Annotated in this window: 14 protein-coding genes, 1 tRNA gene, 1 rRNA gene and 1 pseudogene; 8 read left to right on the forward strand and 9 right to left on the reverse strand. The window is 61.4% G+C overall.

Annotated features, from left to right (window positions below):
• Window positions 1–37: 37 nt before the first annotated feature.
• Window positions 38–664, reverse strand: a complete 627-nt coding sequence (locus OKC29_RS05880) for a lysoplasmalogenase (RefSeq protein WP_011704333.1) — start codon at window positions 662–664, stop codon at window positions 38–40.
• A gap of 186 nt (window positions 665–850) precedes the next feature.
• On the opposite strand from OKC29_RS05880, the gene OKC29_RS05885 reads away from it, so the two are divergent.
• The gene (locus OKC29_RS05885; RefSeq protein WP_016349126.1) at window positions 851–991 is read left to right on the forward strand and encodes a hypothetical protein; all 141 of its coding nucleotides are present in this window, start codon (window positions 851–853) and stop codon (window positions 989–991) included.
• A gap of 9 nt (window positions 992–1,000) precedes the next feature.
• The gene (locus OKC29_RS05890; protein WP_257620107.1) at window positions 1,001–1,123 is read left to right on the forward strand and encodes a hypothetical protein; all 123 of its coding nucleotides are present in this window, start codon (window positions 1,001–1,003) and stop codon (window positions 1,121–1,123) included.
• A 59-nt stretch (window positions 1,124–1,182) separates the two neighbouring features.
• On the opposite strand, the gene OKC29_RS05895 is transcribed toward OKC29_RS05890, so the two are convergent.
• From OKC29_RS05895 to OKC29_RS05920, 6 genes are all read right to left on the reverse strand, one after another.
• Entirely contained in the window at window positions 1,183–3,735 is a 2,553-nt protein-coding gene (locus tag OKC29_RS05895; protein ID WP_270669007.1) for a TRAP transporter permease, read from the reverse strand.
• Between the two features lie 102 nt (window positions 3,736–3,837).
• Window positions 3,838–4,809: a TAXI family TRAP transporter solute-binding subunit gene (locus OKC29_RS05900; RefSeq protein ID WP_162275567.1), complete on the reverse strand. Its 972-nt coding sequence runs from the start codon at window positions 4,807–4,809 to the stop codon at window positions 3,838–3,840.
• Between the two features lie 415 nt (window positions 4,810–5,224).
• Entirely contained in the window at window positions 5,225–7,372 is a 2,148-nt protein-coding gene (locus OKC29_RS05905) for a S9 family peptidase (protein WP_162275566.1), read from the reverse strand.
• Between the two features lie 224 nt (window positions 7,373–7,596).
• Window positions 7,597–8,028 (reverse strand): DUF411 domain-containing protein, encoded by a 432-nt coding sequence (locus tag OKC29_RS05910; protein ID WP_011704327.1) that lies wholly within the window; start codon window positions 8,026–8,028, stop codon window positions 7,597–7,599.
• 49 nt (window positions 8,029–8,077) lie between these two features.
• The gene (locus OKC29_RS05915; RefSeq protein WP_073348676.1) at window positions 8,078–8,401 is read right to left on the reverse strand and encodes a hypothetical protein; all 324 of its coding nucleotides are present in this window, start codon (window positions 8,399–8,401) and stop codon (window positions 8,078–8,080) included.
• Window positions 8,402–8,488: 87 nt separating this feature from the next.
• A complete protein-coding gene (locus OKC29_RS05920) occupies window positions 8,489–9,211 on the reverse strand; it encodes an SDR family oxidoreductase (protein WP_162275565.1) in 723 nt (240 codons plus the stop codon).
• Between the two features lie 143 nt (window positions 9,212–9,354).
• On the opposite strand from OKC29_RS05920, the gene OKC29_RS05925 reads away from it, so the two are divergent.
• The 6 genes and pseudogenes from OKC29_RS05925 to OKC29_RS23025 all read left to right on the forward strand — a co-directional run.
• Complete coding sequence (locus OKC29_RS05925; protein WP_043160986.1) at window positions 9,355–10,197, forward strand: LysR family transcriptional regulator; 843 nt, start codon at window positions 9,355–9,357, stop codon at window positions 10,195–10,197.
• 79 nt (window positions 10,198–10,276) lie between these two features.
• Window positions 10,277–10,876 (forward strand): glutathione-regulated potassium-efflux system oxidoreductase KefF, encoded by a 600-nt coding sequence (kefF, locus tag OKC29_RS05930; protein WP_073348673.1) that lies wholly within the window; start codon window positions 10,277–10,279, stop codon window positions 10,874–10,876.
• Window positions 10,877–10,946: 70 nt separating this feature from the next.
• A complete protein-coding gene (locus OKC29_RS05935; RefSeq protein ID WP_073348672.1) occupies window positions 10,947–12,803 on the forward strand; it encodes a monovalent cation:proton antiporter-2 (CPA2) family protein in 1,857 nt (618 codons plus the stop codon).
• The gene (locus tag OKC29_RS05940) at window positions 12,800–13,186 is read left to right on the forward strand and encodes a SirB2 family protein (RefSeq protein ID WP_016349116.1); all 387 of its coding nucleotides are present in this window, start codon (window positions 12,800–12,802) and stop codon (window positions 13,184–13,186) included. Before OKC29_RS05935 ends, OKC29_RS05940 begins: the two co-directional genes overlap by 4 nt.
• Before the next feature lie 303 nt (window positions 13,187–13,489).
• Window positions 13,490–14,476 (forward strand): helix-turn-helix transcriptional regulator, encoded by a 987-nt coding sequence (locus OKC29_RS05945; protein WP_005308002.1) that lies wholly within the window; start codon window positions 13,490–13,492, stop codon window positions 14,474–14,476.
• Between the two features lie 1,080 nt (window positions 14,477–15,556).
• Window positions 15,557–15,670, forward strand: a pseudogene (locus OKC29_RS23025) (cupin domain-containing protein); the annotation flags it as partial.
• A gap of 92 nt (window positions 15,671–15,762) precedes the next feature.
• Here the strand turns inward: OKC29_RS23025 and OKC29_RS05950 are convergent.
• Both OKC29_RS05950 and rrf read right to left on the reverse strand, forming a co-directional pair.
• Window positions 15,763–15,839 (reverse strand) — tRNA-Asp (locus OKC29_RS05950).
• A 98-nt stretch (window positions 15,840–15,937) separates the two neighbouring features.
• Window positions 15,938–16,052, reverse strand: a 5S ribosomal RNA gene (gene rrf, locus OKC29_RS05955).
• Window positions 16,053–16,215: the final 163 nt, after the last annotated feature.

The following is a 16,215-nucleotide window of genomic DNA, read 5'->3' on the forward strand; positions in this document are numbered from 1 at the left end:
GCACACGCCCCTTGGCGAGGAGACAACTCAGGTACAGTCATCCCGCCAGCGAGGCGGCAATCAGAAACTGGGCGGCGAAGTAGCTGGTCATCACCCAGGCGGTGGCATGGGGGAAGGGGCGGCGGAATCTGTCCAGCGCCAGCATGCTGTCGGAGAACAGGAACATTAGCGCCCCCACCAGGGCGGCGGCACTGCCGGCGGTGAGGGAGGCATGCCAGGCGCCGGCGGCCACCCAGGCCATGCCGATGATCACCAGCATGTAGCAGAACACGGGCACCTTCATCTCCCCGAGCTTGCCCCACAGCAGGCCAAACACCATGCCGGCCACCAGCAGCAACAGCAGGCCATCCACCAGATTCAGCACCAGCGGCCCCTGGGCGAAGCCGACGATGTAGCAGAGGTGCGCGACAAAAAACGCCGCCAGCCCCTGGATGAAGCGATCGCTCGGCAACATCAGCAGCACGTCGCCGGCCAGCGACAGGCAGAGACCGAGCAGGATCCAGGCGTGGGAACCGTCGTGGTCATAGCTCTGATAGCCGAAGGCCAGCGCTATGATGAGCAGCATGGTCAACGGCTTGCTGATGTAGAACTGACGGGAGTCTGAGCCATAGGCCGCACGAATGTGCCACCAGCCCGATGCGATGATCAAGAAACTCAATAACATGCCCTGCTCCTCACGTGTTGCTCGCAGTCACGGCAACATCTTCTTGCTGACAAGCAGAGTAACAAATTCCCCCGCCCAGTGGCAGAGGCGCTCAGCAAACGAGCAGTCTACGCCTAAAGTCTAATTGTCCCGTCCACCCTGTTCGGGCATAAGGGACGGGTCCGGAGGATCACCATGGAAGACGCAATGAAAAACTATCTGCCCGCTATCGATATCATGATGTGCCACCTTGGCATCAGCTTCGAGCAAGCCTGTGAACAGCTGGGCCTGAGCCAGGTGGAACAACAGACCCTGAGCCTGCTGCAGGAGCAGGATCCGCAGGAATAATCCCTCCCGGTGATGGATATCATGATGTGCCGCCTTGGCATCAGCTTCGAGCAAGCCTGCGAGCAGCTTGGCCTGAGTCAGGTGGAACAACAGACCTTGAGCCTGCTGCAGGAGCAGGATCCGCAAGAATAAGCCCCCCGGCGGGGAGCATGAAAACGGCGCCATCATGGCGCCGTTTTTATTGACCCTGGTTATGCTCGCACCACCCGGCGCCGTTGCAGCCAGACGATCAACGCAAACAGCAGGAAGCCGGGCAGCCACATCAGCTCCTTGTGCCAGCGCTCGGTGGGGGCCTTGACCACCAGGATCTCCTGGTCAAACTCCATGCCGGCTGCCGCCGCCGGACTGCCGAAGGTGACGCTGTCGATCAGGGTCTTGCCATCCTGCTCATAGAGCGCGAGCCCCAGGCTGGCGAGGCGGGCTTCCCCGTCCTCCCCTGCCGGCACCGCCAGTAGCACGGTCGACTGACGCAGCTTGCCCACCGCATCCTCACCCTGGATCCTCAGCCGCAGAGTGCTTTCCGCCTCCACCTCGCCCAGGGTCTGGGCCAGCTGGGCCGGCGGCGTCTCGCGATAGGGATCATGCACCATGTCCATCCAGAAACCGGGGCGGAACAGGGTGAAGGCCACCAGCAACAGCAGCACGCTTTCGTACCAGCGACTCTTCACCAGGAAATGGCCCTGAGTGGCGGCGGCGAAGATCAGCATGGCAACGGTGGCCACCATGAAGATCAGCACACCGTGGGCAAAGTCCACATCGATCAGCAGCAGGTCGGTGTTGAAGATGAACAGGAACGGTAGCGCCGCGGTGCGCAGGCTGTAGTAAAAGGCGGTGATGCCGGTCTTGATGGGATCGCCCTTGGAGACGGCCGCTGCCGCGAACGAGGCCAGTCCTACCGGCGGTGTCACGTCGGCCATGATGCCGAAGTAGAACACGAACAGGTGCACCGCGATGAGCGGCACGATCAGCCCGTTCTGCTGCCCGAGCTTCACCACCACCGGTGCCAGCAGGCTGGAGACGACGATGTAGTTGGCGTTGGTGGGCAGCCCCATGCCGAGGATGAGGCTCAGCAGGGCGGTCAACAGTAGCATCAGCAGCAGGTTGCCCATGGAGAGCATCTCCACCAGATCCGCCAGCACCAGACCAACCCCGGTCTGGGAGACAGCACCGACGATGATCCCCGCCGTGGCGGTGGCGATGCCGATGCCGATCATGTTGCGGGCACCGGCCACCAGCCCCTCCCGCAGATCGATCAAGCCGTCCTGCAGGGAGCCGTAATCGTGCCGGCCATCGCTGCGCAGCCAGTTGAGCAGCGGCCGCTGGGTCAGCAGTATGATCACCAGCATGACGGTGCCCCAGAAGGCCGACAGCCCAGGCGAGAGGCGCTCCACCATCAGGCACCACACCAGTACCACCACCGGCAGCAGGAAGTGCAGGCCGGAGAGCAGCACGGTACGGGTGTTGGGCAGTTCGGTCAGCGGCTTGTCAGGATCCTCCGCCGCCAGCGGCTCATTGCTGGCGGCAATCTTCAACAGCCCCAGATAGGTGGCAGCCAGCAGCAGGGCGATACCGGGCAGCGCATAGTCACCCAGCGCCGGCTTGAGCCAGCCCAGGCCGTAGTAGACCGCCATCGACAGCCCGCTGATCAGGGCCGCGCCAAAGGCAAAGCCGGTCAAGCGGCGCAGCCAGGGCTTGGGCTGATGGTCGCCGATGGGCTGCATGCCGAGCTTGAGCGCCTCCAGATGGACGATGTAGAGCAGCGCTATGTAGGAGATGGTCGCCGGCAGGAAGGCGTGCTTGATGATCTCGACGTAGGGGATGCCCACGTACTCCACCATCAGGAAGGCCGCAGCCCCCATCACCGGCGGCATGATCTGGCCGTTGACCGAGGAGGCCACTTCCACCGCCCCCGCCTTCTCCGAGCTGAAGCCCACCTTCTTCATCATGGGAATGGTAAAGGTGCCGGTGGTCACCACGTTGGCGATGGAGGAGCCGGAGATGAGGCCGGTCAGGCCGGAGGCGACTACCGCCGCCTTGGCCGGGCCGCCGCGCAGGTGACCGAGCAGGCTGAAGGCGAGCTGGATGAAGTAGTGGCCGGCACCGGCCCGCTCCAGCAGAGCACCGAACAGCACGAACAGGAACACGAAGCTGGTGGAGACGCCGAGGGCGATGCCGAACACCCCCTCGGTGGTGATCCACTGGTGGTTGGCCAGCGCGGTGAAGCTCACCCCACGGTGGGCCAGCAGGCCCGGCATCCAGGGCCCCGCCAGGCTGTAGGCGAGAAATACCAGGGCGATCACCGCCAGGGCCGGCCCCAAGGCGCGGCGGGCGGCCTCCAGCAGCAGCGGAATACCGATGCAGGCGGTCACCAGATCGGCGGTGGTGAGGTTGCCCGGCCGCTGGGCCAGCGCCTCGTACATCACGAACAGATAGGAAGCGGCGCCGGCGGCCACCAGCCCGAGCGCCAGATCGCCGAGCGGCACCCGGTCGCGCGGCGAGCGGCGAAAGGCCGGGAACACCAGATAGGCCAGCAGCAGGGCGAAGGTGAGGTGAATGGCACGGGTCTCGGTGTCATTGAGTACGCCGAAGCCCAGCATGAAGGGCAGCGGCGAAGCGATCCAGAGCTGGAACAGCGACCAGGCGAGCGCCAGGGTGGTGATGCACCCACCCATGATGCCGAGCGGCAAACGCGCCCCCACATCCTGGGCGATCAGTTCCTCGGTAGAGAGTTGTTTATCTTGCATAGGGGTTAACTTGTGCCAACGAGTACAACGACACGACACCCGCTGCCACGGGCTGCGGCAGGCGGGTGTCGAAGAGAGTGACAGCGGCCCTTGGGCCCGCTATCAGAGCCAGCCGCGCTCTTTGTAGTAGCGGGCAGCCCCTTCATGCAGCGGGGCGGAGAGACCCACCTTGATCATGTCGGCCTCTTTCAGGTCGGCGAAGGCCGGGTGCAGGCGCTTGAAACGATCCAGGTTGTCGAACACGGATTTGACCAGCTGATAGACCACTTCCGGATCCGCCTTGGCACTGGTGGAGAGCACCGCCTTGCCGCCGATGGACGGGGTTGGCTGGTCGCTGCCCTTGTAGATGCCGCCCGGGATCTCGGCCTGGCTGTAGTAGCTCTTCTCGGCCAGCAGCTTGTCGATGTCGGCGCCGGTGACCGGGACCAGCACGGCATCGGTGGTGGTGGAGGCTTCCTGGATGGCGCCATTGGGGTGACCGACGAAGTAGCTCATGGCGTCGATGTTGTTGTCGCCCAATGCCGAGGCCTGCTCGGCCGGCTTGAGCTCGGAGACCAGGCCGAAGTCGCCCTTCTTCCAGCCCTTCACCGCCATGATCTCTTCAAAGGTGTCGCGCTGGCCGGAGCCCGGGTTGCCGATGTTGACCCGCTTGCCCTTGAGATCGTCAAAGCCGGCGATCTTGGCGTCCTTGCGGGCCAGGATGGTGAACACCTCGCTCTGCAGGGAGAAGACGGCGCGCATGTCGTCCATTGCCCCCTCGGCCTGGAACGGCGGCAGCCCCTTCATCGCCTTGTACTGATGGTCGGACTGCATGATGCCGAAGTTGAATTCACCGCTGCGGATGCCGTTGACGTTGGCCACCCCGCCACCGCTGGCCGGGGCGTTGCACTTGATCTGGTGATCGGCGGCGCCGCGATTGAGGAAGCGGCAGATGGACTGGCCCGCCACGTAGTAGACACCGGTCTGACCGCCGGTGCCTATGGTCACGAAGCGCTCCTGCGCCTGCACCGGACCACCGAACGAGACGCCGGCCAGGACAGCCGACAGGGCACACGCCAGGGATAATCCTTTCATGTTGTTCATCCTTTTTGATTGATTCAGCTCGCCCGTTCCACGGGCGAATGCCGGACAAACCACCGTTCTGCGTCGGCGGTTGCCCATGACCTCGATATGAGGAATCGGGTGAACGGCGAACGTTCCCCAAAAAGCCACCAGCATCCTGTGGTGAGACAGTCGGCTTCATGCCAACCGAAGATAATTGGCCCCGAGGGGGCCAATTAAAGAGTCATAACGGCTTCGATTAAGCACACGGCGCCAACATAAATCAAACAAAAACACAAAATGATGGATATGGATGACGAGAAATTTGAAGCCGATCATTAATTTGCTGATCAGAGATTAATTGGATGTGCTACCGGTCGGCAGACAGAGTGGGAGGAGGGAGATTCTTTTGCAGCCCTTGACTGGCAAGGGCTGCAACTGTGGTGACTTATGCTTGTGGCTTGGCCAGATCCAGAATAAACGCGAACTCCAGCGCGATATCCTCGTAGGCTTTGAAGCGACCCGACTTGCCGCCGTGGCCGGCGTCCATGTCGGTGCTCAGCAACAACTTGTTATCATCCGTCTTCAGCTCGCGCAGCTTGGCCACCCACTTGGCCGGCTCCCAGTACTGCACCTGGGAATCGTGCAAACCGGTGGTCACCAGCAAGTTGGGATAGGCCTGCGCCTTGACCTGATCGTAGGGGCTGTAGGCCTTCATGTAGTCGTAGTAGCGCTTCTGGTTCGGGTTGCCCCACTCGTCGTACTCCCCGGTGGTGAGGGGAATGGACTCGTCCAGCATGGTGGTGACCACGTCGACGAACGGCACCTGGGCCACCACGCCGCGATAGAGCTGGGGCGCCTGATTGATGACGGCCCCCATCAGCAGGCCGCCGGCGCTGCCGCCCATGGCATAGACCTGATCCTTGGCGCCGTAGCCCTGCGCCACCAGCGCCTCGGTCACGTCGATAAAGTCATTGAAGGTGTTCTGTTTTTTCAGCAGCTTGCCATCTTCGTACCAGGGGCGACCCAGCTCCTCGCCGCCACGGATGTGGGCGATGGCGTAGACGAAACCGCGGTCCAGCAGGCTCAGCCGGGCACTGCTGAAGTCCGGGTCCATGCTGGCACCGTAGGAGCCGTAGCCGTAGACCAGCAGCGGATTGGTATGCGCACCCTCTTGCTTGAACTTGTCCTTGCGATAGACCAGCGACACCGGTACGGCCACGCCGTCACGGGCGGTGATCCAGAGGCGCTCGCTGGCATATTGGTCGGCCTTGAAGCCCGCCACCGGCTGCTGCTTGAGCAGGGTGCGCTTGCCGCTGTTCAGATCGAGCTCGTAGGTGGACGAGGGGGTGGTCATGGAGGAGTAGCCATAACGCAGGGCGCTGGTATCCGGCTCCGGGTTGTAGGCAAGCCAGGTGACATAGGCCGGATCGTCGAAGGCGATCTCCTTCTGCTCACCGCTCTGCCAGTTGACCTGGCGCAGCCGGGTCAGCCCCTGGCTGCGCTCCTCCAGCACCAGCCACTCCTTGAACAGGGCATAGCTCTCCAGCAGCACGTCCGGATTGGGGGCGATCACCGCCTTCCAGCGATCCACCGGGCTCTCCTTGGTCTCGTAGAGGCCGAAGTTCTTGCCGTCCTTGTTGGAGCGCACATAGAAGCGGCCGCGGTAGTGATCCAGGCTGTATTCGTGATCCACCTGGCGCGGCAGGAACAGCCGCGGCGCCTGGGTCGGCACATTGGCATCGATGAGACGCGCCTCGCCCGAGGTGGTGCTGGAGAGGGCGATGACGATGAAATCTTCCGAGGTGGTGGCGTAGAGGCTCACATAGAAGGAGTCGTCCTTCTCCTCATAGACCAGCTGATCCTTGGCCGGATCCGTACCCAGCTCGTGGCGATAGACCTGATAGGGCAGCAGCGTCTTGGGGTGCTTGCGCACGTAGAACATCGTCTTGCTGTCGTTGGCCCACACCAGATTGCCGGAGGTGTTCTCCAGCGTGTCAGTGGCCCATTTGCCGCTCTCCAGATCGAGGAACTGGATCTGGTACTGACGGCGGGAGAGGAAATCTTCCGCCACCGCCAACCAGCGGTTGTTGCGGCTCACCTCGAGCGCCCCCAGGGCGTAGAACTCGTGGCCTTCGGCACGCTGGTTACCGTCCAGCAGCAGGCTGCTTTCCGACTCACCCAGCTTGCTGCGCGAATAGATGGCGTACTCCTTGCCCGGCTCGTAGCGGGTCTGGTAGCGATAGCCGTTCTTCACGTAGGGCACCGATTCGTCCTGCTGCGGAATGCGGGCCACCATCTCCTGATAGAGCTGGTCGCGCAGTGGCTTGATCGGTTTGAGCATGGCGTCGGTGTAGGCGTTCTCCGCCTCGAGGTAGGCCAGCACCTCGGGTTTCTGGCGCTCGTCATCGCGCAGCCAGTAGTAGTTGTCGACCCGGGTATCCCCGTGTTTCTTGATGGCGTGAGGGTGTTTGGCGGCCACGGGAGGCTGGATCAGGGTGTCGCTTATGGGCATGGCGGACTCATCATTGGCATATGAACAGGGAACGGCGGCCAGACAAGCCAGCAGCAGAAGCCCTCGGGAAAAGGTGAACATGTCGCATCCTTTGCGCTGTAAAAGGGTTGGCGGACCTGAGCCTTGGCTCCTTGGACAGGGGATCAATCTGCCCCTTGTCGCCTTCAGTTGCAAGTTCTCCCGCGCCCTGATGTAAAAGGGCCGCCATCTCGCGATGGCGGCCCCCATACCTGACCGTGAGCGACACGGGCTCGCTCAGGTGTGCCTCACATGATGGAAGTGTGTCTGCTCACGGCCAGTTGTCATCAGCCGGGGTAGCTCGACCAGACCTTGGTCGCGCCCTCGTTGCTGATGCTCAGCACCTGATAGGGCTGACCCGGAATATCCATGCCTGGCGCACTCTGGGGCATGCCCGGAATGGTCAGACCGCGGATCGCCGGTTTTTCCTTGAGCAGCTTCTGCACGTCGGCGGCGGGTACATGCCCCTCCACCACATAGCCGTTCACCACCCCGGTGTGGCAGGACGCCAGCTGCGGAGTGATGCCGTACTGCTGCTTGACCGGTTCAAGCTGCTCGGTTTCGACGACCTTGACCTCAAAGCCGTTCTCTTCCATGTGCTTGATCCAGGTCTTGCAGCAGCCGCAATACTGGGACTTGTAGACGGTCATCTGCTCGGTTGCCAGAGCGGAAAAACTGACGGTACCGGCCAGCACGGCCAATAACAGGGACTTGTACATAACTCACCTCGGATAAGAAGAAATGCCCAAAAAAACAGGGGGACTCGACTCAACCGAGATGACGGGGCGGACGCTCCAGCCGGTCGGTTGGAGCATCCGGCATGAACTGGGAGGGGGAGATGAAATCCGGGGTATCGGGTTCCAGCATGGCAACCGTCAGGCTGTCGCCAGTGAGCACCGTCATGGCGAGCGCCGAGGTGAAGCTGCCGCAGGGCATGGCCTTCTCCAGGGTACGTTCGCTCTGGCTGCAATGAGGCGTCAGGGTACAAAGATCGGTCGCCGCCCGGCTGCCAAACGACATCAGCACCATCAGCAGACTCCACAGGGGGAGCCAGCGGCGGGCGCGAGCGAGTTGGCGACGGGTCAGAACCATGAGACGACTCATTGACGAAAGGTGGCCTATGGTAACCCTTGGCCCAGGGGGAGGGTCAAGCCCTCCCCCTCTGCCAGTCAGCCGCCATCAAGGTTGCTGACGGGTGGCCGCCAGCACGATCTCGCGCACGCAGACATTGGCCGGCTGGCTCCAGGCATAGAGCACGGCGTCGGCGATCACCTCAGGCGCAATGACGCCCCCCATCTGATCCTTCCAGTCGTGATAACCGGCCTTGATGCTCTCGTCCGTGGTGTGGCTGAGCAGCTCGGTTTCCACCGCGCCCGGGGCTATGGTCACCATCCGCACGCCGACATCGGCTACCTCTTCCCGGATGTTCTCGGTCAGGGCGTGCACCGCGAACTTGGTGGCGCAGTAGGCAGCATGGTTCGGGAAGGTCTTACGACCGGCGATGGAGCTGATGTTGATGATGGTGCCGCTGCGGCGCGCCTTCATGCCGGCCAGCACGGCGTGAACACCGTTCAACACCCCCATCACGTTGATGTTGAGCATCTGCTGCCACTCGGCCGGGTCCTGCACGTCGGCCTGTCCCAGCAGCATGACGCCAGCGTTGTTGACCATGCAGCCGACAGGGCCGAATTGTGCCTCGGCCTGCTGGATGGCGACCTTCATGGCGGCGGTGTCGGTCACATCGACCCCGATGCAGAGGGTATCGGGCAGCGCCAGCGCCTGCATGGGCTCGACCCGGCGGGCCAGCAGCAGCAGCGGATGGCCGGCGGCGGAGAAGGCGCGGGCGATGGCGGCACCGATCCCGGCGGAGGCACCGGTGATCACGACGAGAGGCTTGGACATGATGTTTTCCTTCTGATTCAAGAGTCGGTTTGAGCAAACAAGCGGCTGGCCAGCACGGAACGGGATCACTATAGTCACTGCATCCATCAGTGATAAATATTGTTTTCCGCTGGTTATCATCTGAAAAAACTATGGTTGGGCTTATGCTGGATCTGAGACTGCTGCGCTTCTTCATCGCCATCTATGAAGAGAAGAACATCACGGCGGCGGCTGAACGCTGCCATGTCAGCCAGCCCTCCCTCTCGGCGGGGCTGCGCCAGCTGGAAGAGACCCTGGGTGACAGCCTGTTCATCCGGGGCAAGAAGGGGGTGGCGGCCAGGGATCAGGCCCATTACCTCTATCCCCACGCGGTCAAGCTGGTGGAAGAGGCGCGCCGGCTGCCGGCTCTGTTTCGCCAGAAGGCGACGCGTGCGCGGCTCAACATGGCCATCATGCCGGACCTGAGCCGGCGGCGGGTGGCAGGATTGCTGCAGCAGGTGCAGGCGGTGCTGCCCGAGCTGGATCTCACCCTCTCCGATTACGGGACGCCTGCCGACTGTCGGCTGACTCTGGATGCCCTGCGCCGCGAAGACGAGATCTTCCTGCCGCTGTGGGAGGAGGATTATGTCTTGTGCGTGCGAAGCGACCATCCCCTCGCCAGCCGTCCGCAACTCGAGTTGGCCGAGCTGCAACATTATGATTTTATTGAGTGCCCTCCCTGCGAAGCCCATCAGCAGACCATAGGTCTGCTGGCCTGTGACCGACTGACCCTCAATCTGGTGGCCAAGGCCGAGAGCAAGGGGCTGGTGATGGCGCTGGTGCTGGCCGGGGTCGGCATCAGCTTTCTGCCGGACGGGTTGGTGGAGGACGAAGCGGGTCTGTGTACCGTGCCGGTGCGCGGGCCACGGATGTTCCGGCGCATCGGCCTCTGCTATCCCGCCCACCAGACCCTCAATCCGGCGCTGCGCGAGCTGATCCCGGAACTGGCGAGCCATGGCGCTTCTTGATAACGTCGCTGCTCAATGCATCTTTTTTTTCGCCGGTCGCTTGCACCGGTATTTGGCCCCCTCTTCAGATCAGGAACCCATGAAACGCATTCTGGTTATCTTTTCACACCCGGCGCTGCAGAGCTCCCGGGCCAACAAACAGCTGCTGCAGGCCATCGACGGCCTGGAGGGCGTCACCCTGCACGACCTCTACCAGCACTACCCCAACATGTTCATCAACGTGAAGCGGGAGCAGGCCCTGCTGTCTGAACACGACATCATCGTGTTCCAGCACCCCTTCTACTGGTACTCCTGCCCCGCCATCATGAAGGAGTGGATGGATCTGGTGCTGGAGTATGGCTACGCCTACGGCCCGGAAGCCCACGCCCTCAACGGCAAGCAGTGGCTGTCGGCCATCACCACCGGCGGCGCCCCCGAGTCTTATTGCAGCGAGGGTTACAACCAGCGCCCGCTGATCGACTTTCTGCTGCCGTTCCGGCAGACGGCCCAGTTGTGCGGCATGAGCTGGTTACCGCCATTCGTGCTGCACTCCTTTCACAAGATCCGGGATCAGGAGGCGCTGCGCCGCTGCGGCCAGGACTATCGCCAGTTGCTGTGCGCCCTGCGCGACGAACAACTGACCCCGGCCCAGCTTGCCGGCAGCCCCTATCTGCGCGATCTGCTGGAGGTACTCTCATGACCCACTCTCGATCCGGGCAGCGGCCCGGCCTGCCGACATCGGCCTCCACCACAGTGCGGAGGATCCGCTGATGGGACATGGTTTGCTGTTCGATGCCTTCATCTACCTCGCCGCCGCGGTGATCGCGGTGCCGCTGGCCAAGCGCTGGGGGCTGGGCTCCGTGCTCGGTTACCTGCTGGCGGGCATCATCATAGGTCCCTTCCTGCTGGGGCTGGTGGGTGAACAGAAGGATGTGATGCACTTCGCCGAGTTCGGGGTGGTGCTGATGCTGTTTCTGGTCGGGCTGGAGCTCAGGCCGGCGCTGCTGTGGCAGCTGAAGGGACCGATCCTCGGCACCGGCGGGCTGCAGGTGCTGCTGACCACGGCCGCCCTGACCGGCGTGGCCCACCTCATCGGCCTGCCGTGGCAACAGGGGCTGGCCATCGGCCTCATCCTGGCGCTCTCCTCCACCGCCATCGTGCTGCAGAGCCTGCAGGAGCGCAAACTGATGCAGAGCGAGAGCGGCCGCTCCGCCTTCGCCGTGCTGCTGTTCCAGGACATCGCCGTCATCCCCATCCTGGCGATCCTGCCGCTGCTGGCCATCGCGCCGGTAGCCAGCAGCGGCAGCTCGGAGCTGGCCGGCTGGCAACACGGCCTGCTGGTAGTGGCCGCCATCTCCGGCATAGTGCTGGGTGGTCATTACCTGATGCGACCGGTGTTTCGCGCCATCGCCCAGTCCCACATGCGGGAGATCTTCGTCGCCGCCGCCCTGCTGCTGGTGATCGCCATCGCCGTGCTGATGGAGTCGGTCGGCCTCTCCCCCGCCCTTGGCTCCTTCCTCGCCGGCGTGGTGCTGGCGGATAGCGAATATCGCCACGAGCTGGAGGCAGACATAGAGCCGTTCAAGGGGCTGCTGCTCGGCCTCTTCTTCATGTCGGTCGGCGCCGGCATCAACTTCGGGCTGTTTGCCGAACACCCGCTGCTGATCCCGGCCCTGGTGGTCGGCCTGATGGTGCTCAAGTGGCTGGTACTGATGGCACTCGGCTTTGCCATTCGCATCTCGCCGAGTCAGCGCTGGACCTTCGGGCTGGCGCTGGCCCAGGGCGGGGAGTTCGCCTTCGTGCTGTTCTCGTTCGCCGCCCAGAACAAGGTGCTGCCGGGGGATACCATCGCCCTGCTGACCCTGGTGGTGGCGCTCTCCATGGCGCTGACGCCGCTGCTGCTGATCCTCAACGATCGGGTGATCCAGCCCTGGTTCGACTATCGCAACCAGAGTGAATTGCCGCAGCACGAGCAGCCGGAGCTGGTGGAGCATCCGGTCATCATCGCCGGCTTCGGCCGTTTCGGTCAGATCGTGGGCCGTCTGCTGCATGGCCACGGCATCGGCACCACCATCCTCGAGCAGGATGCCAGCCAGATCGAGATGCTGCGCAAGTATGGCTATCAGGTGTTCTATGGCGATGCCAGCCGGCTTGACCTGCTGCACGCCGCCGGCGCCCACAAGGCCAAGCTGCTGGTGCTCTCCATCAACGATCCGGCCACGTCACTCGAAGTGATTGAAATGGTGAAGAAACACTTCCCGCACCTTAAGATACTGGCGCGAGCCCAGGATCGTCCCCACGCTCACGAGATCCTGCGCCAGGGCGTGGGCAGCGTGTACCGGGAAACTCTGGGTTCTGCCGTGGATCTGGGGGTGGAAGCCCTGACCCAGCTCGGCTTTCGGGCCAACCAGGCCTGGCGGGCCGGCCAGACCTTCAAGCAGCACGACAACTGGCTGCTGCGGGAACAGGTCAACTACCTGGACGACGAACACACCTATATCAACAAGAGCCTGCAATACCGGGACATCCTCTCCGATCTGCTGCAAGACGATCAGGAAGGACAGGAGCGCATTCACGCTCACAACTGGAACAGCGGTCTGCCCGACAACGACAAGGAAGCAATATGATTGCCTATTACCCCATGCTCAAACATCTGCACATGACGCTGGCGCTGGTCAGCGTGCTGCTGTTCCTCTATCGCTGGCTGCTGGCCCTGGGTGGCAGTGCCCGCCTGCAGCAGAAGTGGCTGAAGATCCTGCCCCATGTCAACGACACCTTCCTGCTGCTGTTCGGGGTGCTGCTGGCGGTGACCCTGCAAATGAGCCCGGGCCAACAACCCTGGCTGATGGCCAAGCTGATCGCACTGGTGGTTTACATCGGCCTCGGCGTCATGGCGCTCAAGCGCCCTGCGCGCAGCCAGAAGCTGGTGGCCGGCCTCGCAGCCCTGGCGGTATTTGGCTACATGGTGGGCGCCGCCATCACCAAATCCGCCTTGTCCTGGCTGGCCTGATCCAGCCAAAAAATACCTGCCTGATGGAGGGGAGCCATCCCCTCCACATCATATTCTGCGTTTCCCCGTCATTTCTGTTTTTTCCTCTCCCCCAAATCCGTAAGGCAGCACTTTCATTTGGTGAATTTTCATCATTTTTAAGCCTCGATTGCTGCCCAAAATGATAGCAATTATGTTTAGGATCATGTGGTTAGCTTGGTTTGTATGAAAATGGCGACAGTTGTCGCAGCAAAACTTGCGACATAGACTGTCGCAAGGCATGGCTAGGATACACTCAACGCTAAACCAGTGAAGGCATGCACCATGAGTAAGAAGCTGTTACGACAACTGACCTTGGCGCGTTGCATCCCGCACCGCCCTTACAAGCTGACCGCCAGCCAACTCCAGGTAAAACTGGAAGAAGAAGGCATCCACGTCAGTCTGCGTACCGTGCAACGGGACCTGGAAGAGATGTCCGGCATGGGGTTGTTCGATCTCACCTCGGATGAACGCAGCAAACCACACGGCTGGTGCTTCGAGCGCCATGGCCTCAACGATTTTGCCAACATCATGCCGCTCTCCTTGGCAGTGGCGCTGAAAACCTGGAGCGATCAGGCCAGCCAACTGTTGCCGGCCAGCGTACTGACCGAACTGAACCCCTTGGTCGACAAGGCCAGCCAGGTGATCCGCGACAGCCAGAGCGAACTGGCTGAACGTTGGCTCGAGAGCGTGCACCAGTCACCGCGTCCGTTTGCCGGTAACCCGGAGATCCGCCGCAGTACCCTGATCCGCGATGCATTGTGGCGTGGCCGCAAGTTCAGTGCCGAGATCCAGCGTGTCATCAAGGAGCGCACCGTATGGCTCTGCTACGACCGCATCAATCCGCTCGGTATCCTGAACCAGGCGGAAGGGCCGACCCTGCTCTGCACCCTGTCCGAGCTGGATCCCAAGGTCTACGGCATCCCGTTCGATCACATCAAGAACGTGGAGCTGACCAACTTCAGCGCGACCCAGCCGAAGGATTTCAACATCCAGAAACTGATCCGCGATCAGGGCTATCAGGATGTCAGCGGGCCGATCCGCTTCGTCGGTCGCATCGATGCCAACTGCCCGACCCTGGTCGACGGACAGATCCCCGGCCACAACCCCCGCATGACCCGCTATGACAAGCGCAGCGTGGTGGTGGAAACCGAGGTACAGGACACCCCCGAGTTCCGTACCTGGCTCAACAACATGAGCGGGAACCTCGAAGTGCTGGCGCCTGAATCCTTGCGCAAGGCATATCCGACACCGGGTAGCCGCGTCAGCTGACCACCGCAGAAAAAGCCGGGCTTGGCCCGGCTTTTTGTATTCTTTTTGAGCATATTTATTCAACTAATTTTTAAGTCTTACCCACCGAATTGAACCTGCTTGTACCATCGTTTTCGCCCCGTTTTTGCGTGTAAGAGATCCGCCATGGCAGCTGTAAGAGGCCACTGTGTCGAACCGTACGCGAAGCCATCTTTGAATCCACATGCTTTCCAATGAAACAAACTAATGCAATGATTTATATGACTTTATCTATATAGCATTGGTCATTAATCCGTTATCGCCACGCCAACAACGCCGGATCCTCCCTTGTTCCGCCCTCTGGTTCCCTTAATATGGGTCTCACAAGGACGGAGCTGATTCGGCAGGATGCGGAAACAGCGCATAATCAGGGAATAAACCACAGGGTGTGGGCAAGGAACACCTCAGGATGAGGCCGGTAACCAGGACGGTTATCAAACGGATTGCAGGACACCACGGGACGTGGTTGCGGACACCTCGGGATGAGGCAGAGCAAACAGGATGATTGCTCTTCAGGAAGTATATGGACCTCGCCGGAAGCGAGCAGGATAGCTTCAGGATGAAGCGAGGCAACCCGGATGGTTGTCTGTCAGGATGACGCAAGGAACACCACGGGATGTGGTAACGGACACCTCCAGGATGGAGAGAGTGCAGCAATCAGGAGCGATTGCCAGGCTAGGATGGCCACAGGACACCTCAACGGATTGGGAAGGGGATATTCCGAAGGATCAGGATAAAGTCAGGGATTGCAGGGAGCGTTGCAGTTCATGGACTGGACTAGATGACTTGAGGGGACGGCAGCCGCCGTCCCCTTTTCTTTATGTGCATTTTGTAGCAGAACAGGTCAATGTCATGGGACTCTATTCGCTGCCACAGCACATCCTGTCTGCTCTAGAGCCCCTCCTCAATCTGGGTGCCCATTGTCAGCCTCCCCCTCTCTCTCACCTCGTACACTTCGTGAGCGCTGTTGCTCTGGGTTAACTGCAGCCACCCACAAAGCTCCCCGGCATTCGCTCAGACCTCCTTAAGAGGGCTTCAACCAAGGAAGGCTCCCAGTTCAAGTCATGTGTACAGCTGGTCCGTGGCGACCACATCAACATTCCCGCCCGCCAGAAACACAGGGTGGAATGGACCCATCCCGACATGACCACCGTCTGGCTTTGCGTGTTTTACTGAGCCGCGTGAGGAAAAAAAGAGACTATTCGGGGACATGAGTGCGGTATCGGAAACGAAAAAAAGCCCAGTCTTTCGACTGGGCTTCTTGTTAGTGGCGGAGCGGACGGGACTCGAACCCGCGACCCCCGGCGTGACAGGCCGGTATTCTAACCGACTGAACTACCGCTCCGCTGTCTGGTTAGCTTTTTGCTAAATTGTCTGCCGCTTCATTGAGGTGTCATCCTCGCAGCCGGCTATGTGATTCTTCACATCACCGTTTAATTGGGTGCCTGGCAGTGTCCTACTCTCGCATGGCGAATGCCACACTACCATCGGCGCTACCGCGTTTCACTTCTGAGTTCGGCATGGGATCAGGTGGTTCCACGGCGCTATGGCCGCCAGGCAAATTCTTCAATCTGAGAAAGCTGACGTGAATAACGACCTGGTCATTATCACTGAATTAGTAGTTCGTTCATTCGCTACAAGGCCCAGAACACTTCTTGGGTGTTGTATGGTTAAGCCTCACGGGTAATTAGTATGGGTTAGCTCAACACGTCGCCGCGCTT

It is taken from the genome of Aeromonas sp. QDB34 (genome assembly GCF_027705405.1).
In the GTDB taxonomy this organism is placed as follows: domain Bacteria; phylum Pseudomonadota; class Gammaproteobacteria; order Enterobacterales; family Aeromonadaceae; genus Aeromonas; species Aeromonas hydrophila.